This window comes from Acinetobacter shaoyimingii (assembly GCF_011578045.1).
GTDB lineage: Bacteria > Pseudomonadota > Gammaproteobacteria > Pseudomonadales > Moraxellaceae > Acinetobacter > Acinetobacter shaoyimingii.
Genome location: NZ_CP049801.1, coordinates 1,015,239 through 1,034,936, shown reverse-complemented (window position 1 = coordinate 1,034,936; position 19,698 = coordinate 1,015,239). Strand labels below are relative to the sequence as shown.

Sequence of the window (19,698 nt, the reverse complement as noted above, 5' to 3'; positions counted from 1 at the left end):
TCCCCCTATTGTACAGTACAGTTAAAACAGTACTCAATGCGTCTAATGATATAGAAGTTATTTTAAAACTAAACCATCACTTCACTTTCATTTTACGAATCATTTTATACAGCAAACTCGGCGAAAGTCGTGACACCAGAACGCCAAGTTTTTCTTTGCCACCGCCTATCACAATATATTCATTACCTTTGAGTAAAGCTTGAACACTTTGACGGGCAAAATCATCAGCCTCTAAACCATTGGCTGTGGCTTCATTGTCAAAGCCTTGTGGTTTACCCTCACCATTTAAAGCATTTATGGACACATTGGTTTTGACAAAACCAGGGAAAATTACTGAAACACCAACACCCTCATTCGCCACTTCAGCACGTAAGCTGTTCGCCCACAAATGAATCGCACCCTTTGCTGCCGAATACGATGCACGGTATTGCGTACCCAATAAACCAGCAACACTCGATACAAAAGCGATGCGTCCTGACTTTTGCTTTAAGAATGTCGGTAACACGGTTTTGGTTAAAAACACTTGAGAGAAATAATCGACTTCCATAATCGCACGTTCAGTCTGCATACTTGTTTCAGCAATCAGGGCACGCTGACTTAAACCTGCATTATTGATGAGCCAATCGATACGCCCTTTTTCTTTCAGAACCATTTCATAAGCATGTCGAACTTGGCTTTCATCGGTAATATCTGCAGTTATCGACAGATGACGATCTGGTGATACTAAACTGAGGCGTACTTTTTCCAATTCATCTACACGACGTGCTGTCAAAATCACTTGTGCCCCCAGCGCAGCACATTCTGCCGCCAGAGCCTTACCCAATCCAGACGAAGCCCCAGTAATCCAGACCACCTTGTCAGTTAAATCTTTTTTGCCTGAGCTTTTCTGTGTATTGTCTTTTGTCATTTGCATTTCCCTTGATACATGACTACACAGCGATGTTGACCATCTCAATTTATATTTAGTAATTCACTCAATCATTTATGCAGTCATTCATACCGTCGTTTTTCAGCTATAGAAAAATCAACTTTCAAAATTAACTGGCTTTATTGTTCGCATCTTTATCTAAAAAAACAAGAAAATGATCGAAATATCCACCTATTCTTTGAGCATCATACATGGTGCTGAGTTTTTCAAAACGTTTATAACCCAATTGGGTGGTTAAATTAATCACACCATTCAAGGTTTTATCGACCACCATATTAAACTTCAACATTTTCTTTGGTTCACGAATCAAGCTGGTCACACCTTGATCAACCACTTTAATAAAAGCTTTTAGTCCTGGTTGAATATATTGATTTTGACCTTCTTTGAGTTTTTCCACACAACCCAAGAGCTCATTTACGATCACCTTTTCAACTTGATAGGAAATATATGCCTGCCCTTCTTTTTCATGAATTGCATGTTGATTTAAATGATTCACCAACGGAATCAAACGGTCATTACCAAAAAAAGACACTGACCAAGGCATGTATTTCATCATGGCATCTTTCACTTGGTTCAACACTTTTTGTGAGTCTTTGTCCGATGATCCAGTACTTGAGATTTGCCCAAAAGCTTGATCAATCACTTCACAAGAAATTTTAGCCAGTGTTTCACCCAGTGGTTTTGCTTGCGCTTCACGATCGCCTGCATTGAGTTTTTGTTGAATATTTTGAAATTGTTGATAGGTCTCAGGTTTCAATTTTAAAGAAATGGTATACATCAGTGTATCGTCCTATTTTTATGATCTGTTAAATTTGTTTTATTTCCTATACTTATAAATACAGCAAACAGGAAATAATTTAAATGCTTTAATGCGAGTGCAAACAAAAACCGCTTAAATCACATTGCAATTATCATCCAGTCATTTGTCCATCATTTGATTGTCTACTAAACGATCACATTTAGCATTTGCTTAACATCCCTCTACATGCATTTTTTTTGCTACAATAGATGCAATTTTTTATACACTTTTGGTCTGTTCTAACTATGACTGATTCAGCGCAAAATATTGCTACGACATACGATCCAACTGAGATCGAAAAAAAATGGTACTCGACGTGGGAACAGCGTGGCTATTTCAAGCCATCTGAAAAAGGTGAATCATTCTGTATCATGATTCCGCCACCAAACGTCACTGGTAGCTTGCACATGGGTCACGGTTTTAACAATGCGATCATGGATGCATTGACCCGTTATAACCGTATGTCAGGTAAAAACACCTTATGGCAACCGGGTACTGACCATGCAGGTATTGCAACGCAAATGGTTGTTGAGCGTCAGTTAGGTGCTGAAGGCGTGAGCCGTCATGATCTTGGTCGTGAAAAATTCATTGAAAAAGTCTGGGAATGGAAAGAACAATCTGGCGGTAACATTACCCGTCAAATTCGTCGTCTTGGCTCATCTGTAGATTGGTCACGTGAACGCTTCACTATGGATGAAGGTTTATCAAATGCCGTAAAAGAAGTGTTTGTTAAACTACACGAACAAGGTTTGATCTACCGTGGTAAACGCCTAGTTAACTGGGATCCTAAATTACAAACTGCCCTTTCTGACTTAGAAGTAGAGTCTGATAAAGAAGAAGCAGGTTCACTGTGGCATTTCAAATATTTCTTTGAAGATAAGTCACTGCGCACGCACGATGGTAAAGACCACATCGTTGTTGCAACAACTCGTCCTGAAACATTGTTGGGTGATACCGCTGTAGCTGTTGCGCTTGATGATGAACGTTATGCTGATCTTGTTGGCAAAAACCTCATCTTGCCGATTACAGGTCGTGCTGTGCCAATCGTGAAAGACGAATATGTTGATAAAGCATTTGGTACAGGCTGTGTGAAAATCACCCCTGCGCATGACTTTAATGACTATGAAGTGGGTAAACGTTGCGAATTACCAATCATCAACATCTTCAACAAAAATGCTGAAGTGCTTGCTGAGTTTGAATATATTCCAAAAGCAGGTGAACAAATTTCTAAAACCATTCCTGCACCAGCAGAGTATATTGGTTTAGAGCGTTTTGCTGCACGTAAAAAATTGGTTGAACAAGCAGAAGCTGAAGGCTGGTTAGATCAAATTCAACCGTATACATTGAAACCACCACGTGGTGACCGTTCAGGTGTAATTGTTGAGCCACTTCTAACAGACCAATGGTACGTAAAAATTGCACCGCTTGCTGAACCTGCAATTAAAGCGGTGAAAGATGGCGACATAAAATTCGTACCAGAACAATACAGCAACATGTACATGGCTTGGATGAACAACATTCAAGATTGGTGTATCTCTCGTCAATTGTGGTGGGGTCACCGTATTCCAGCTTGGTACGACAAAGATGGCAACATTTATGTCGGTCGTTCTGAAGAAGAAGTTCGTGAGAAAAATGGCATCCCTGCTGACGTTCAGTTGGATCAGGACGAAGATGTATTGGATACATGGTTCTCTTCTGGTCTTTGGACATTCTCAACTTTAGGTTGGACTGGCGATGAAGCGAAAGACAAAGCCAACTATTTCTTAAATACTTTCCACCCGACTGATGTATTGGTCACTGGTTTCGACATCATCTTCTTCTGGGTTGCTCGTATGATTATGCTTACGATGCACTTCATGAAAAATGAAGATGGTACGCCTCAAGTGCCTTTCAAAACTGTGTATGTACATGGTCTTGTTCGTGATGGCGAAGGTCAGAAGATGTCTAAATCTAAGGGGAACGTGCTTGACCCGTTAGATTTGATTGACGGTGTTGATCTTGAAACCTTAGTACAAAAACGTACGACAGGACTCATGAACCCGAAACAAGCGTCGAAGATTGAAAAATCAACCCGTAAAGAATTTCCTGAAGGGATTCAAGCTTACGGTACAGATGCTGTTCGTTTCACCTTCTGTGCGCTTGCCAACACAGGTCGTGACATTAAGTTCGACATGAAACGTGTTGAAGGTTACCGTAACTTTGCCAACAAAATCTGGAACGCAACCCGTTTCGTGATGATGAACTGTGAAGAGCAACCAATTGGAACTGAAGTTCGTCAAGACCTTTGGGAATTGCCTGAACAGTGGATCGTGAGCCGTCTACAAAAAGCGGAGCAAGCAGTACAAACTGCATTTGCAACGTACCGTTTAGACTTGGCTGCGCAGGCGATTTACGAATTCATTTGGAATGAATACTGTGACTGGTACCTTGAGTTAACCAAACCAGTTCTAAATGATGAAAACGTTTCAACTGAACGTAAAGCTGAAGTTCGTCGTGTGTTATTGGCAGTGATGGAAGCGTCTTTACGTTTGGCGCATCCAATCATGCCTTACTTGACAGAAGAAATCTGGCAAACGCTTGCGCCGAAGTTAAACATTTCTGGCGAAACGATTATGTTGGCAGAGTACCCTGTTGCTGACCAAGCGCTCATCAATGACCAAGCTGAAGCAGATATGCAATGGCTTCAAGGCTTGATTGGTGCGGTACGTAACATCCGTGGTGAGATGGGTCTAGGTAATGCTCGCTTGTTGCCTGTTCTTCTTCAAAACACAACTGAAGCTGAGAAAGCTCGTATTGCTCGTATTGAACCGTTGTTTAAAGCATTGGCAAAAGTTGAAAGCATTACTTTCCTAGCTGATGCTGAACAGCCACCATTGTCGTCTTCATCTGTTGTTGGTCATGTGTCTGTATTCGTTCCAATGAAGGGTTTAATTGACCCTAAAGCAGAATTAGGTCGTCTACAAAAAGACCTAGACAAGGTTCAAAAACAGCATGACCAAATTGCAACGAAACTTGCGAATGAAGGTTTTGTGGCAAAAGCACCTGCGGCTGTGGTTGAAGGCGAGAAAGTAAAGCTTGCTGAGTTTGCTGATCAGTTAGCGAAGATTAAAGCGAATATGGAGCAAATTGCGGCGCTTTGATGTGTTGTTAGTTTGATTTAATTTGTGTATAACGGGCTGATTATTCAGCCCTTTATACTAATTATGACTTTAGAATTTGATGCAGTAAATGGAAAAAAATATTATTTATCCGAGAGAGCTTTAAAACATATTATTGCTGGTGAATTTTCCACTCAACCGATTGGAAATGGTCAAGTAAAATCTATTCTTAAAGGTGGACTACATAGTAAAAATGGCTTCGAATCTTTTTTAAATAATCACCCAACCATTGTACATTTATACAACTACAATTCCTCTATTCATGAAGATTGGTTCTATGTTCGAAAATTACAAAATGGTGTATTAACAGCGAAATTACCAAGAACCTTATTTAATAAAAGCGCTGCATCAGCAACACTAGGAGTAGATAAATATTATATTTCTGGTTATCTATGGAAAACGTTATTCCCCGAAGACACAGATGAAACGAAATTAATTGAGTATATCAAAGAAGGTTTAGAAAATTTAGATTTGGAAAAATCTAAAAATGATCAATTAATTGGTTATTGCAATATTCAATCAGACCCAACTAAAATTATACGTCTGATGTATTTTATACATGATGATAAAAATATTGCTTCATGCTTTCCCACATGGACACAGCCATATACAGGAAATAATGGTAAAGCTTTTAGCCATAAACATGTTTTATCCTATCCTATTGTACAATCTACTATGATGATAGATTATGAATTCGATAGAAAAAAATTACCTCTCACCAAATTAGATATGGATCTAATAGATACTAAAGTTACTTTAGTTACCGGGGAAGATCATTTTACAATTGAAAAAGATATTCAAAATTTAAACATAAAGTTAAATTCCAACCGAATTCCCTCTGTTATTGAATTTGAACATGAAATTTTCAGCCTCTTGAAAAATACACCCAAAATTTTTATTGAAAGAGATATTCCACAACCATTAGGTTATGAAGAATATGAAGCTAGTAGAAATAAGATATTTAAGAAAATCACTAAAAAGCAAAAAAATAGAAAAAAGAATATTAAAGAGTTTATTGAATATATAAAATCAATAAGCATTATTAAATATAATTTTGAATACTCAACTTATATCTACAGTAATTTCGGAAAAATTCTATTCCATTTTAATCCACTTTATAATTGTTCAAATATTTATGAAAACATCATAGAATCTATAAAAATAATTTACATTTGCGACAACAAAGATAAATCTACATTTTTATTAGATAATATAGATCATATATTAGAAAATCTTATCACTTTCAATTTCTATGATCACTTGCAAAAGAAACGAATTTTAACCCTAATTGGCAATTTATGTTATGAATATCATGACGTAAAAATAATTGATAAATTCATAAATGCATTATTGAATTGCCCTTCTCGTTTTAATTTATTAAAAGAATATAATCAATGTCGTATGTCTCTTAATTTAATTATCCCCCCAAAAACATATAATGACATTGGTGATCTTTTAGATGATATTGGTTTAACTGATAATTTAGGATTTTCAATCCCTGATGTAATTGATTTTTTGAAAGAAACACTAGAAGAGAATTATCTCATAACACCATTACCGATGAATTTTAATGAGTATCTATTAGACTTGATTTTTAAACAAAGTCCAAACTTTCCATTACTTGTACAAGACCATTGTAGATATATAAATGACAGAGACTTTATGAGTTTTTCAGCTATTTTATGCAGTCAGATAGATAAATTAACTGAAAAAAATATCTATAATGATGAATTAGCAAATAATTTATATGAATTGCTTGATGAATACATAAAAATTCAAGTAGCTCAAAGAAAGCAATTAAATTTACTCTATATAATTAAATATAGTGCAGATCATGAAGAAGCTAAAAAAGTAGAATTCCCTATGACTTTAACTGAAGAAAATAAATATACAATTTGTCTATTTATAGAAAGATTCTTCAACTCAATGTTCTCTCAAAGATTATGTGATAAATTAAAAGAATACTTAACAGAAAATAACAATATAACATTGATTCAGAAGATTGAACAAAAAATTGAAGTCAAAATTGGAAAGGATATTCCACCAAACCCAGAGTTTTTACCTAAATTTATTAAAGAAAAAATTGGTTTTGAATAGATAGATAGACATAGTTTTTATCTTAAACTATTTAAGAATCTCCTCTCCCACAAGGGGGAGGTAAATCATAAAACCCCATGCTCCAACAACAGCTCCAACCCACTCTCTTTCCCCATATACATCAACCTTTGCTTCTCTGCTTTAAGCTGTTGCTTCACCGCCGATACATCCGCATCAATCTGTTTATATAAATCTGCAATATTGAGTTGCCCTTTTGACTTACTTACCGCAATTTTGGCTTTATTTGACCAAACGAGTGAATCAATCAATTCCTGAATTTGCTTTTTTAATGACTGGCTTTGCGCTTCTAAAGCCTGCTGGTAAAACTTGACTTGCTCCGCAGTTAAACCCTTATTTGAACCACTCTTACTTTGCTCAACTTCAAGCTGAAGTTTGAGTAAAAAGAATAAATCTTCTTGTTCATAGGCCTCATTGGCACGTTGCAAAAGCTCTGTTTTTTCTGCTTTTTTAGATTCATCAGGTTCACGGTCAGGATGAATCATCGATGCAATTTTTAAATACACGGTTTTTAGCGATTGATTCACTAGCATCGAAGCCTTAGCTTGTTTTTCTTGCTGACGTTTCAGCTTGGCTTCTTCACGTGCTTGTTGGTATTGATCGCTATTCCAATCATCAAATGCATCATCAGCTTGAACCAGATCATTTTCAGATTCATCTAAAGCCTCTGCTGTTTTCTTTTTAGGTTTTTTCTTGTTGTACTCACTCGCCTGCTCATAGTACGCATGCATCTTTTCAACTTCATCAAGATGCTTTTGACTGAGCAAATGTGAGCCTTGCAGTAAACGAGTAAGTACTTGGATTTTATCTTCAACAACTGCCGTATCAGATTTGCTTAAATCATAATAACTTAGGCTATTCCACAAAGCCTGCATCTGTTCATACAGCGTGGTATATAACTCTCTATACGTAGGTATCAGCGCCTTTTGACTATAACTACGAATCTCATCTTTTGCACTTTGCCATGCACTAAGCAATCGTTTTTGCTGTTCAATCTCATCAATCAAACGATTCAGTTTTTTATCAGGCGTTGAAAGCTCAATATTCGTTTGAATCGTGGTTTTTAAATCAAATGACATAAGCAAAAATAGCGAAAAAGAAAAATTATACGCGATTTAAATCGCAAACCCATTCTTGTCTGAGTTCAATTTAAAATTGAAAAAAAATGAATTTTATATTTTCATTACCATTTTCTTTATTTAAAATAAATTAAAACCTATAATTAATTAAAATTTATAAGAAAATACGTATGAACGATCACAATAAAATAATACTTACTTCGACTTTAAGCATTGCCCTATTGCTTTCAGCATGCCAAGAAAAACCTTCACAAAAAGTCGAGCAAAAACCTGAACCTCAACCATCATCGGAAGTGAAAACTTTAGAGGTTGTCGAAATCCCTACAACGGTTCAATCAACCATATTGGTCAATAACCCAACACCTTTACCTCAAGGTTATGAGGTTGATACTACACATCTAAAAAAACCCAAACTTATCGACTTTAATGGCGATGGCAAGCTGGATGCTTTTCAAGTACTGAAAAACCCAAACAAAAAAGGTATGAAATACTTATTCGAGTTTCGTATTGCTGACAGTGACAAAGTGTATTGGTATGAAAGTGAAGATAAAGAATATGACTTAGATGGTTTTGAAGTATTTGAAAAAGCGGGAAAAGGCGAAAAATTTGTCAATATAAGAAAACTTGATGAAGCTGAACTTGTTTCATACGAAGATGCACCATCTAAAGCACGTTTCATCCTACAAAATAATGGAATTACCGTGGGTTATCCTGAATCTTGTGGCACATCTCTATTTTATATAGACAAAGATAAAGTTCAGCGTATTCATCTTGATTAATCCTTATCTTCGGTCAAATCTATTGATTGTTAATATTGTAATACACCTTCTGCTGTGCAAGTTTTAAAACTTGCTCAGCCCCCCAATCAGAACATCATTCAAATCAAAGCTCATCCTGAATTCGACGCCACGGCTTCGCCGCTTCAATCTGATATGCCAGTTCAATCAAGGTCTTTTCATCCCCAATATCAGCAGATATCTGTACCCCTATTGGCAAAGCATCTATTTCAGTTTTACCCATCGGTAATGAAATTGCAGGCGCACCCACAACATTTTGCACAGGGGTAAACGTCACATAATGCTGTAGATGATCGAACAAAGTTTCAAAATCAAGCTCTGGTGATAAATACCCCAGTTTCGGTGTGGTATGAGCAAGTACAGGCGTTAAAATCACATCATATCGTTGAAATACTGCTCTATAGACACTTACTAAACGTTTTAGACGATATAAAAATAATGGTGTTTTATAAAAATTCTTTTTATACAAATTGGCCAAGCCCATCGTTAAATGATCTAACTGGGTGACATCAAACTCCCCATTAAAAGTAAATCGACCTGTTTTTTTCAGTAGAAATGACAAAAATCCCCAGTAATGACTAAAATCATCAACAAAAGTCGTTGGAATCGGCAGTTGATACAACTCAACATCATGCCCCAATTGTTGCAACAAATCCGCGGTATCACGAACGGTTTTTAAAGTTTCAGCATCGACCTGCCCGACGATAGACTGCTCCATCACCCCTATTCGTAATTTCCGGTTTGAAGCACCTTCGATCAAACCAATCATGGGTAATTTTGGATTGCTATAACTTATTTCCATCCCCGCAAAAAAATGTGCAGTGTCACGCACTGAACGTGTAAGCACCCCTTCAGAAATGATATTGATGGGTAAGCTTCTTGCAGCATCACTATCCACTGTACGTCCTCGACTGGGTTTTAAACCAATGAGCCCACAGGCTGCCGCAGGTATACGAATCGAACCGCCACCATCATTGGCATGGGCAATCGGAACGACACCTGATGCCACCAAAGCCGCAGAACCACCTGAGGATGCCCCACAAGAATAATCCGTATGCCACGGGTTTTTGGTCGATGAACCATCCGCAAACTCAGTTGAAGCATTCAATCCAAACTCAGGAAGCTTTGATTTACCCATCAACTGGAACCCTTGATCCAATAAATGCTGACTAATCTGTGGTGTACTTTTCGCAGGCAAGGCTTTTATGGCTACCGCCCCATGTTGCGTCGGTAATCCAGCAATATCTAAATTATCTTTAATAAAAAAAGGCACACCTGAAAATGGACGATTATTGATAAAAGAAGGTTGTGAAATGGCTTGCTCAAAACAATCTAGAGCTACTGCATTTAATGTAGGATTCACCTTTTTTGCACGTTGTACAGAAGCTTCAATGACTTCTTGGACAGATACCTCTTTACTGGCAATAAGCTTTGCTATCCCCATGGCATCATGGTCCGCCAAAACATCGTCTGTAAATGCTGAAATTCTTATTTGATTGCTCGCCATTATGCACTCTGTTTGTTTTTATCAATTTTTAATCTAATCAAATTCATGCTTTTATGCAATGTAAATGCCGAATATGCGCATGACTTTTAATTTAGCTAAACAACCTATCTTCTACAATCGATCAAATATGTCAGTCAACCAACATTTATATAAATATAAGACTTTGTTTTAACTAATGATATTTAAAAAATGCTCATTATTTTTTTAACAAAACCCTCCCAATTGTTTTAAGTATCTGTTAAATTTGCACACATATAAATATTCATAAGAATTAAAACATGACAGATCAACTTCGTGAGAAATTTGAAAATTTAGATCTTAATGCGGGTAAAGGTAAAATCAGTGCCTTTATTTCAATGTCTGTAGGTTTACTTTGCATATTTGGGGCATTGTGTTTCATGTTTCCAAGCGTACTCACGACCCCTGAAATGCGTCCAATTTATAGCAAGCATCATGAAGTGTTTTATTTTGTTTTACTGTTTTGTATTGCTATTAGTGCTGGATTTGGTTCATTTAGTGCCATTGTTCGGCAAAACCGTTATGGTTTTTATGGACTGTGTTTTGCCTTACTGGCTGCTATTTTAGGATGTGGCGTGATTAAAGCACCTGTATTGCCAAGTGTTCCGTTCTATGCTGGCTTTGATTATTTTGTACTAACCTTGGTTATCTTGGCACTGGTATTTATCCCACTTGAAGGTTTCTTTGCCAAAAATCCTAATCAGAAAATTTTACGTGTGGGTTGGGTGACAGACATGAAATATTTCATGTTCAGTCATGTCGGCATTCAGCTGTTTACTTTTTTAACCGTCATGCCTATTCAGTATTGGATTACCCATATTCCCAATAATCCAATTGTGCCTTATATCCAAGCACAACCCATTTGGTTGCAGTTTATTGAGCTTTTAATTGTGGTCGATCTTACGACCTATTGGATTCATCGCTGTTTACATGAAGTTGATTTTCTGTGGCGTTTTCATGCCATTCATCACTCAACGGAACATATGGATTGGCTGGCATCATCCAGATTACACATTGTTGAAGTGCTCATGACCCGCTTTATTGCAACATTGCCAATCTTCTTATTGGGCTTTCATACCTCAGCTGTTTTTGCCTATCTCATCTTTATTTCTTTTCATGCAATTTTTATTCATTCCAATGTGCGCTTTCGCTTTCCTTATTTACGTTGGATTATTGCAACACCTGAGTTTCATCATTGGCATCACTCATCAGAAAAGCCTGCGATTGACAAAAATTATGCTGCATTTATCCCGCTTTACGATGTTATTTTTAAAAGTATGTATATGCCAGAGCATTTGGCGAGCAAATATGGAACTGTCGGCTATAAAATTCCGAATAGCTTTGTTCAGCAGTTTACTTGGCCATTTAAAAAATATATTAATCGCTGGAAGAAGCGTCGTGAAAGTCAGAAACAAACACCTCATTAGTCTTTGATCATGAGGTAGCATTTCAAATACCAATCTAAGACATTAAAAAAATCAGGTGATTGCACTCAACAATTCACCTGATTTTTTATTAAATTACTGTTCTGCTTTATGAAGAACAAATAATAAAGTCTGGATTAACCAGTAATCCATTTTGGAATAACGTTGTAATCACCACGATTATAATCATGATTCCAATGGGTTTGAGCAACTGATGCATTTCCACCCAACACTTTTCCAGTCGCAATTAAAGCTTGTGATGCTGCCCATCCACTCAAGTCCACAATACCGTGTGGCACGCCTAGGCCGACATTGCTAAATGCATGTCCAAATGAAGAAATAAATGGAATATTTAAAAAGTTATTGAGTGAATTGCCGACTTCAATCAAGCCGTCACCGACTAAGGTGCCAGCCCCGTGAACTAAGTTAATTTCGTCTTGGTTTAATTCAGTAATGTTCATGTCATACCTCGATCATATTATTGGAATGATTAAAATTGACCCACACAATATTAAAAAATTGGGTCCAAGCAACCATATAAAAATCAATCAAAATTTCTTTTAAAAACTGTCAAACATTCGTGTAATTTTTTATTAATTTTAAACAATGACAAAATAACGCCAAATCAAAACTAACCATAGCTCATTGTTTTATATCAATATCAAATATTTTAATGATATTTTATGAATTTTAATCATAAATAAATCTAAATTATCACAATGAGATCATGAATAATACGCTACTCATTATGGTCTGAATCCCTATTCAAAAGTATGCGCTTTACCTATAACTTTTGCTTTTTCAATAAAAAAAGCAGCTCAAAATGAACTGCTTTTCTCAATCTTGCAACTTAGATCCCATCTACTGTAAACAACAATCAAATTACATCTAAACCCTTAAAACGTGAGTGTATTCAGCCTTAATTTATTCAATCATAATTTACTCAATCTCATTCTAAAATTGGTCGTGCACCAATTTTCTGAACAGGTCGGCTATTGCTATGCCCGATACTGTCACTAAATGCCTTAATCTGTTCTTTTGATGCCTGTTGAATGTCTTTCATCACCAACCAACGAACACCTTCGGTACAAGGTGGCGTCGTTAGCGAGCCGTTAAAACGATAATAAGCTTGCTTGGTGATGAGAAAATCTGAAGCGATAATTTTAGATTGAGGTACTTTTACATCTCCTGATTTTCGAGGGAAGTCTGCCATCACTTTGGCAAGACTTATATTGCTTTTACCTTCATCAAACATGACACCAATAACAGCCAATTCACCATCATCAGAGACATGCACCATATGCATTTCCAATGGATATTGCTTTCCTTTAATCAGGTTTTCACTGGGTGTATGCAAATGAAATTGTTTCAAGTTAAAAGTTTTACCATCAACTATAAGTTTCGCACCCGCCTCAAAATTCACTTGAACGGTATGCCCAAGATTTACAATGTCTTTGACTGTCGCTTGATCTTTGTAATCAAATTTTAAGGGCTCTAATTCAGATTTGATGGTCTTATCGATATTGATCGGCGACTGATTTAAACCACTGCATGATGCATATTTAGAATTTAATTGTGCCCAATGCGCAGGTCCAAGTTCCTTGTCATAACTCCATTCTCCAGCCTCATCTGCTAAAGCTATAGAACTGACAAGCGTAGTTAATACACTGAGATATTTTAATTTTTTCATTTTAAAGTTACTCTTTTATTGTTTTTTCTTTATTGTATTTAAAGTCTGTTGTTTTAATCACGTTTAAAGACGTTTTTATTGTTTTTGATGCAATGAGCATCATCATTTACAGCATTGCGACTTACAACATTGCTCACTGCAAGCCCAATTTAAACATTGTTATTTACAGCGTTTAACAGCAGGTCTGTTAGTATAATTTGACCTAATTAACATTTACAGCGCACAGCAAGTACACGAACTTGAGTGAGTATAAAACCCACTCAAGTAAGAAAATAACTTATTTTTACATCACATTACAACCACAATTTTGCCCACATGATCACCTTTATCCATCGCAATATGCGCATCTTGTATTTGATCAAATGTAAAGGTTTTATAGATCATGGGGAGACATTCACCCTTTTCCCATAAAGGTAAAACAGTCTGTTTTAGACCACGGGCGATATCTGCTTTTTCTTCAGTATTACGTGCCCGCATCGTTGAACCTGTAATGGTCAAGCGTTTCATCATAATTTGACCAAGTTTTACATCTTTCGCCTTAGCACCACCCAAGAAAGCAATATAAACCAGACGTCCATCACGACGTAGTAAGTTCAAATTACGTTCCAAATAAGGTGCGCCGACGATATCTAAAACAATATCAACACCTGCATTGCCATTGGCTGCATTAATGACTTGTTCAAAATCTTGGGTTTTGTAATTAATTGCGGTGGTTAAATTTGAAATGGCTTGAACTTTCTCATCTGAACCGACAGTGGCAAACGTTTTCAATCCCAATGCCTTACATAACATCAGTGCTGTAGTTCCAATCCCACTACTACCACCATGAACCAATACAGTCTCACCCGCTTTAGCATGCGCCATTTGGAATACATTTGCCCATACAGTAAAGAATGTTTCAGGAATCGCCGCTGCTTGAACGAAGCTTACATTTTCTGGAATATTTAAAGTTTGACTCTCAGGGACAACACAATACTCGGCATAACCACCACCATTGGTTAAACCACACACCAGATCACCCACTTTAAATTGAGTCACCTGTTCACCTACCGCTTCTACAACGCCAGCCACTTCTAAACCAGGTACAGGTGTTACCCCTTTTGGCATCGGGTATAGGCCTTGACGTTGCAGTATATCAGGACGATTGATACCAAAAGCATGTACCTTTACGAGCACTTCATTTGCTGTAACTTTCGGCACTGGTACTTGCTCAAAAGCGAGTTTTTCTGGGCCACCAGCCTCAGTAATGATGACTTGGCGCATCTGCATTTGAGTCATTGAACACGTTCCTTTTATGCTACTTTTCAATTTCATTTATTTTATTGGAACATAAACAGCTCAACAAAAAAAGCCATATACAACTTGAGTTCAACGAAGCGTCATATTGAAAAAGCATCTTTAACTTCGATGCATACTTTAGAATAAAGATGTGCACGTAAACAGTTGCAAAATGCGTCGAAATGAATAAAATCCTCAAGAAAATTGAGTATTATTTAATCGCTAATTTGTTTAGTTTTTCTTAATTATGTATTATTCTAAATGCCAAATTTATTACATCAATTCTTTTCAAAAGCAATTTTGAATAGGAAAATTTCAAAAAAATAATTTTGATTATCAAAACACTAGTTCAATTTTCATAAGTTTCCGCCTTACAACATCCAATTATATAAGTTTAAATTTATTATTAAGTCATGTTTACGGATTTTAGACTAAATATAATTTGATCAGTGCTCATATTCACAAACATAATTATTTTATGTGAAACATTACGCATTAATTTTGATTTAAATAGGAGCTAAAGTCGTGGGTTTTAGGTTCTAGATAAAATTGATTAATAACATAAGAAACACAATTTATATAAAAATCGGATTGGAAGAATGTGACAATAAAATGAAAAAAAAATTAAGATTCTTTTAAATTGGAAAATAGGTGAAGCGCATTGCAATACAATGCTTTGATATTAATAACTTATTTTTTTTATTACTTTTATTGCTTGCTATATACTTTATTTTTATAGATTAACATTGACTACTGAAGTGGCAATTTTCATTACACTATATTACAAAGTGGAAATATTTTTACTACACATTGATTTTTTTTCATCCCATATACTTTAGACTTACTTAACAATAATCTGGAAATAAAAATGATTGAATTATCTCAAAAAGAAATTGATTCAGTATCTGGTGGTACATTAGGTCTAATCGGCAAAGTGGTCGCTTTCAAAGTAAACGTAGTTAAGTCAATTTTCTCTTGCCTAACTCCAAAACCACCTGTTTGCCAACCAGTACCTCAACCTTGTCCTCCTCAACCATGTCCTGAACCAGAGCCAGCACCAGAACCAGGTTGCGACGAAAATACTGGCGATCTATAAATACAAGCCACAGCTTTAATACATTACAGTCCCTTTCGTAAATTAATTCTTTAATTTATTAAATGACTTATGTCTTAAATAAGTAAGACCGCGGTTCGCTGGGGTCTTACTTTTTTTTATTAAGCTTCTGAATATTGAGTTTTTGACATGTGAACCAGTAACATTTCAACTTTTATCTTAAGCTCTACACTTATATAAAAGAAATTAAATCGATTTAAAATAAATAAATTAATCAATAATTTATATATTTTATGGTATGTATTTAGAATAACATTCTTGGCCAAGACTATACTTTGCTTTCTTAGATGAAAATTTTGCGCCCATATAGCAGAAAACAAATTTTAATGATCATTTTTTAATGTAATGCTCCAAATCAAAACAATATGAATTCATAAACACCCGAATACGCTAGCCTGATTTTATGATTTAAGGATTGAAACGATGTTTAAGAAAATAATGACCACGATTTGTGCCTTTGGCATCATCGCATTAGCGGGATGCAATGATGACGACAAAGCGCAACAAACGGATTCGAAGAAAAATCTACAACCTATTGTGATTCAAGGTGCACTGCCTATAGAAACTGAAAGTTTGGCAGCTAAACTCAGTGATACCACGGTTGAAACCGTTGGTGGTTGGAAATTTTGGAAAGGCACTTATCAAGGTTATCCCGTCATTATTTCTAAAACTCGTATGGGCATGAGCAATTCTGCTGCTGCGACAACCATTGCGATCACCCGCTACAACCCAGTTGCGATTATTAACCAAGGTACATCAGGTGGTCATGACCCTGCATTAAATGTCTATGATATTGTTTTGGGTAAATACACCACCAATATTGGTGCTTTTAGAACACCACAATTACCTGTGGGTGGTGGGTCCAATGCATTAAATTGGACTGAAGCTTTTGATGTTTTTCCTGAAGATGAGTCCGATCCTGAACCAATTGCCATCCGTAAATTTGAAGGTGATGCTGGTTTACTCGCAGCAGCACAAAAAGCCAAACTCAACTATAAAAAAGGTCAAGTTGTTGAAGGCACATTGGGCGCTGCAGATGTTTGGAATAATGAGTTAGATCGCATTGCTTTTTTCCACCAAAATTATGGAACTTCTGCCGAAGAAATGGAAGGCGCATCGGTTGCACAAATTGCAGCACAATTTAACGTTCCTTTTCTCGGTATTCGGGTACTTTCAAATAACATCACCAATGGCGGTGCATATGATGCAGGTACAGGTGAAGCATGTCAGGAATTCGTGCTTGATGTCGTGGTTGAATATATGAAAGCGAAACAACCAACAAGCTAAACCACTTATAAATCAATTTTTATTCAATATTTTAACCCGATATTAAAGTTGCTTGAATTCATCAAGCAACTTTAAAGAAACAAAAAAAACACACATCAAATTATTTATAGAAAATACCTTCTTATTTACAACACACGCCTTCTTTCATCTTTATAAAACATGATATTTATCAAATCGATATTTAAATATTTTATTTAACTCAGATTCTTATACAAATCATGATTAAATTTGTATGGTTTAGATTTGCTATATACTTGATTAAGCCAGATGCTAAAATAGCGAAAAATTAAATCTATAAATAGAAGAATATTCAATGACCACAGCATATTCAACATTCTTAGCTAAAAAGAAAACCGTACAAACGAAATCAGTTCAGAGTTATCTGATTCAAGGTCATAAAGTATGGTTAAAAAAAGCGTCGAAACGTCATTCGACTTGGATTTACTTACCTTTAAGATGGGCCTCGAAACTCCTTCGTTTGGAAGTACTTTCACCTATTCCAAATTTTGGTGGTGATGTTGCCATTGCTTGCGAGATTCAACGTCTAATTCAGTTACATACTCAGCATATTCGTGTTCCTCAAATATTAGCGCAAGATCATGATGCTTTTCTGATCAGCGATGCAGCTCCACCCAATGAACAGTGTGCTGAATTAGGTCTCACTTTAAAAAAGCAAAAGACCACTGCACAGCGTTTAGATGTGTATCGTAAAGCTATTCAAGCGTTACAGCAAACTCATCTACAACGGGCTTATTTGAGTGAAGCTTTTGCGCGGAATATATTGATTGATCAAGATCAAAACCTCACCTTTATAGATTTTGAAACCGACCCTGCTGCAGTGCTCACTATTGAACAATGTCAATCACGTGATTGGTTATGTTTTATTTTTTCGACAGCGGCTTATTTCAATCGCGATGAATTAGCTCAAGCCAGTTTGCTTATTACTCAAGTGTTGGCTGGGCATTCGCAATCCTTTGCTGAAGTCAGTCGTGTGGCTGGCAAAATCCAATGGATTGCAAAATTTAAGCCTGAAAAATTGGGTAAAGATGGTCTGCGTCTGATCAAATCGATTGAATTACTCGGCATGATTCAACATGAATATCAGTTGATATCATCACAACTCTTTAAATGAGTCTGAGTAATACTTTATTATTTTTCTACGCCATTCATTCATAAATACTCATTGTTTAAAAATTGATCATTTTCTTGCACGATAAGCTTTAATCATCGCATCGGTCACATCTTCTGGATAACACACTGGCGTTTGACCGCCTACACGGCTGTATGCACTGCGTTTACCACAACGACTTCCATTACGGGCCGTATTGTATGGGCAGGGACAATTTCCAGAATAGTTTTCAATGGATTCTTGAATAATTTTTTGCTTGATTGCTTCTGTATTTTGACTGTTCGATTTTGCTTCAGCTTGTGCGAAACAAGATAAAGCCATTAAAAATAATATTTTTTTCACAAATAATCCCCCATTCATCTATTTTAATGGGAAATGGTTTATGTGAAATATCAACCAAAACACAAATGTTTAATATTCAATCAAACAGTTCAATGAATCAGTAAATTTAAGCTTTCCATTTTCTTATTTCATCATTCATCTTTGTTTTCTTTAAGACCTTGTACAACATTGGGAAGAAATGAACGATGAAAGCCATTATAAGCTTCATTATTTTTTGCAGTAGATAATGGGAATATTCGAGTACCTAAAGATGCCCCACCATCGATTCGAATAGTCACACCAGAGATAAATTTTGATGCTTCTGAAAGTAAGTAGACTATCGCCGATGACACTTCAGACTCAGTCCCCATACGTTGTAGTGGAACGTGTTGTGCCATGCTTGGAATGACTTTTTCCGCCATGTCTCCTGTATAGGTATCCATGCCTGATGAGAGTATCCAACCTGGGGCAACGGCATTGACCCGTACACCTGATTTCCCCCACTCAACAGCAGCGGTTTTGGTCAGGTTATCCACCCCTGCCCGAGCTGCGCCTGAATGTCCCATGTTTGGCATTCCTCCCCACATGTCAGCGGTCATATTGACGATGCTTCCGCCATGCTGTTCCATCCACTGGTTATAGGCTTCTCGCATGAGGTAAAAAGTCGCATGCAAGTTATTTTTGATCACCGCATCAAAACCATTGGCAGAGATTTTTTCTAAATGGGCAGGAAATTGTCCACCTGCGTTATTCACCAAGCCATCCAGTCTTCCAAATTTTTCAATCACCTCAGCAATCATGGCTTTGACTTGGCTTTCATCTCGATTATCACAGGTTATAGCGTAGGCTTTACCACCATCTTCAGTAATTTCCGCCACGACTTTGTCGAGTTTTTCTTGGGTACGTCCTGTGATGATGACTTGTGCGCCAAGTGAAGTAAGTTCATGTGCGGTACAGCGTCCAATGCCTGAGCCACCACCTGTAATGATGATGACTTGGTTTTGAAAGGCTTTTGGGTTGAAGATGGAGTTATATGGTTTTTGCATTAAATTAT

General features: G+C 36.6%; 16 protein-coding genes. 7 read left to right on the top strand and 9 right to left on the bottom strand.

Translation table 11 applies throughout. The features are described 5' to 3' along the window. Positions 1-76 precede the first annotated feature (76 nt). Complete coding sequence (locus G8E00_RS04670; protein ID WP_166222276.1) at positions 77-907, bottom strand: SDR family NAD(P)-dependent oxidoreductase; 831 nt, start codon at positions 905-907, stop codon at positions 77-79. Positions 908-1,037: 130 nt separating this feature from the next. Continuing rightward, positions 1,038-1,709 (bottom strand): hypothetical protein, encoded by a 672-nt coding sequence (locus tag G8E00_RS04665; protein WP_166012330.1) that lies wholly within the window; start codon positions 1,707-1,709, stop codon positions 1,038-1,040. 263 nt (positions 1,710-1,972) lie between these two features. Here G8E00_RS04665 and G8E00_RS04660 point away from each other — a divergent pair, with 263 nt between their 5' ends. Both G8E00_RS04660 and G8E00_RS04655 read left to right on the top strand, forming a co-directional pair. Further along, positions 1,973-4,867, top strand: coding sequence for a valine--tRNA ligase (locus G8E00_RS04660; protein ID WP_166222274.1), 2,895 nt, complete (start codon positions 1,973-1,975; stop codon positions 4,865-4,867). Between the two features lie 63 nt (positions 4,868-4,930). Next, positions 4,931-6,982, top strand: a complete 2,052-nt coding sequence (locus G8E00_RS04655) for a hypothetical protein (RefSeq protein WP_166222266.1) — start codon at positions 4,931-4,933, stop codon at positions 6,980-6,982. A 65-nt stretch (positions 6,983-7,047) separates the two neighbouring features. On the opposite strand, the gene G8E00_RS04650 is transcribed toward G8E00_RS04655, so the two are convergent. Further along, on the bottom strand, positions 7,048-8,079 hold the full coding sequence (locus tag G8E00_RS04650; RefSeq protein WP_166222264.1) for a molecular chaperone DnaJ: 1,032 nt from the start codon (positions 8,077-8,079) through the stop codon (positions 7,048-7,050). A gap of 170 nt (positions 8,080-8,249) precedes the next feature. Between G8E00_RS04650 and G8E00_RS04645 the strand changes: the two genes are divergently transcribed. After that, a complete protein-coding gene (locus G8E00_RS04645; protein ID WP_227591395.1) occupies positions 8,250-8,858 on the top strand; it encodes a hypothetical protein in 609 nt (202 codons plus the stop codon). 103 nt (positions 8,859-8,961) lie between these two features. Here the strand turns inward: G8E00_RS04645 and G8E00_RS04640 are convergent, their stop codons facing one another. Next, positions 8,962-10,383 (bottom strand): amidase, encoded by a 1,422-nt coding sequence (locus G8E00_RS04640; protein WP_166222262.1) that lies wholly within the window; start codon positions 10,381-10,383, stop codon positions 8,962-8,964. Positions 10,384-10,661: 278 nt separating this feature from the next. On the opposite strand from G8E00_RS04640, the gene G8E00_RS04635 reads away from it, so the two are divergent. After that, positions 10,662-11,828, top strand: coding sequence for a sterol desaturase family protein (locus G8E00_RS04635; RefSeq protein WP_166222260.1), 1,167 nt, complete (start codon positions 10,662-10,664; stop codon positions 11,826-11,828). 134 nt (positions 11,829-11,962) lie between these two features. Here the strand turns inward: G8E00_RS04635 and G8E00_RS04630 are convergent, their stop codons facing one another. The 3 genes from G8E00_RS04630 to G8E00_RS04620 all read right to left on the bottom strand — a co-directional run bounded on the left by G8E00_RS04630 (position 11,963) and on the right by G8E00_RS04620 (position 14,793). After that, entirely contained in the window at positions 11,963-12,286 is a 324-nt protein-coding gene (locus tag G8E00_RS04630; RefSeq protein WP_166012296.1) for a hypothetical protein, read from the bottom strand. Between the two features lie 488 nt (positions 12,287-12,774). Further along, entirely contained in the window at positions 12,775-13,515 is a 741-nt protein-coding gene (locus G8E00_RS04625) for a carbonic anhydrase (RefSeq protein ID WP_166222258.1), read from the bottom strand. A gap of 288 nt (positions 13,516-13,803) precedes the next feature. Next, positions 13,804-14,793, bottom strand: a complete 990-nt coding sequence (locus G8E00_RS04620) for an NAD(P)H-quinone oxidoreductase (RefSeq protein WP_166222248.1) — start codon at positions 14,791-14,793, stop codon at positions 13,804-13,806. Between the two features lie 868 nt (positions 14,794-15,661). Here G8E00_RS04620 and G8E00_RS04615 point away from each other — a divergent pair. From G8E00_RS04615 to G8E00_RS04605, 3 genes are all read left to right on the top strand, one after another. Next, a complete protein-coding gene (locus G8E00_RS04615; RefSeq protein ID WP_166012294.1) occupies positions 15,662-15,889 on the top strand; it encodes a hypothetical protein in 228 nt (75 codons plus the stop codon). A gap of 456 nt (positions 15,890-16,345) precedes the next feature. Further along, positions 16,346-17,194 (top strand): 5'-methylthioadenosine/S-adenosylhomocysteine nucleosidase, encoded by an 849-nt coding sequence (locus G8E00_RS04610; protein WP_166226417.1) that lies wholly within the window; start codon positions 16,346-16,348, stop codon positions 17,192-17,194. A 313-nt stretch (positions 17,195-17,507) separates the two neighbouring features. Next, complete coding sequence (locus tag G8E00_RS04605) at positions 17,508-18,326, top strand: serine/threonine protein kinase (protein ID WP_166222246.1); 819 nt, start codon at positions 17,508-17,510, stop codon at positions 18,324-18,326. A 66-nt stretch (positions 18,327-18,392) separates the two neighbouring features. Here G8E00_RS04605 and G8E00_RS04600 read toward each other — a convergent pair whose 3' ends face one another. Beyond that, positions 18,393-18,665 carry a hypothetical protein gene (locus tag G8E00_RS04600; protein WP_406741451.1) on the bottom strand — a complete coding sequence of 91 codons (273 nt, stop codon included), beginning with the start codon at positions 18,663-18,665 and terminating at the stop codon, positions 18,393-18,395. A gap of 131 nt (positions 18,666-18,796) precedes the next feature. After that, positions 18,797-19,690 carry an SDR family oxidoreductase gene (locus G8E00_RS04595; RefSeq protein WP_166222244.1) on the bottom strand — a complete coding sequence of 298 codons (894 nt, stop codon included), beginning with the start codon at positions 19,688-19,690 and terminating at the stop codon, positions 18,797-18,799. Positions 19,691-19,698: the final 8 nt, after the last annotated feature.

Excerpts from the sequence above, each read along its gene's own strand:
- G8E00_RS04670 (WP_166222276.1), bottom strand. The coding sequence starts at position 907 with ATGACAAAAGACAATACACAGAAAAGCTCAGGCAAAAAAGATTTAACT.
- G8E00_RS04660 (WP_166222274.1), top strand. The coding sequence starts at position 1,973 with ATGACTGATTCAGCGCAAAATATTGCTACGACATACGATCCAACTGAG.
- G8E00_RS04655 (WP_166222266.1), top strand. The coding sequence starts at position 4,931 with ATGACTTTAGAATTTGATGCAGTAAATGGAAAAAAATATTATTTATCC.
- G8E00_RS04650 (WP_166222264.1), bottom strand. The coding sequence starts at position 8,079 with ATGTCATTTGATTTAAAAACCACGATTCAAACGAATATTGAGCTTTCA.
- G8E00_RS04645 (WP_227591395.1), top strand. The coding sequence starts at position 8,250 with ATGAACGATCACAATAAAATAATACTTACTTCGACTTTAAGCATTGCC.
- G8E00_RS04640 (WP_166222262.1), bottom strand. The coding sequence starts at position 10,383 with ATGGCGAGCAATCAAATAAGAATTTCAGCATTTACAGACGATGTTTTG.
- G8E00_RS04635 (WP_166222260.1), top strand. The coding sequence starts at position 10,662 with ATGACAGATCAACTTCGTGAGAAATTTGAAAATTTAGATCTTAATGCG.
- G8E00_RS04630 (WP_166012296.1), bottom strand. The coding sequence starts at position 12,286 with ATGAACATTACTGAATTAAACCAAGACGAAATTAACTTAGTTCACGGG.
- G8E00_RS04625 (WP_166222258.1), bottom strand. The coding sequence starts at position 13,515 with ATGAAAAAATTAAAATATCTCAGTGTATTAACTACGCTTGTCAGTTCT.
- G8E00_RS04620 (WP_166222248.1), bottom strand. The coding sequence starts at position 14,793 with ATGACTCAAATGCAGATGCGCCAAGTCATCATTACTGAGGCTGGTGGC.
- G8E00_RS04615 (WP_166012294.1), top strand. The coding sequence starts at position 15,662 with ATGATTGAATTATCTCAAAAAGAAATTGATTCAGTATCTGGTGGTACA.
- G8E00_RS04610 (WP_166226417.1), top strand. The coding sequence starts at position 16,346 with ATGACCACGATTTGTGCCTTTGGCATCATCGCATTAGCGGGATGCAAT.
- G8E00_RS04605 (WP_166222246.1), top strand. The coding sequence starts at position 17,508 with ATGACCACAGCATATTCAACATTCTTAGCTAAAAAGAAAACCGTACAA.
- G8E00_RS04595 (WP_166222244.1), bottom strand. The coding sequence starts at position 19,690 with ATGCAAAAACCATATAACTCCATCTTCAACCCAAAAGCCTTTCAAAAC.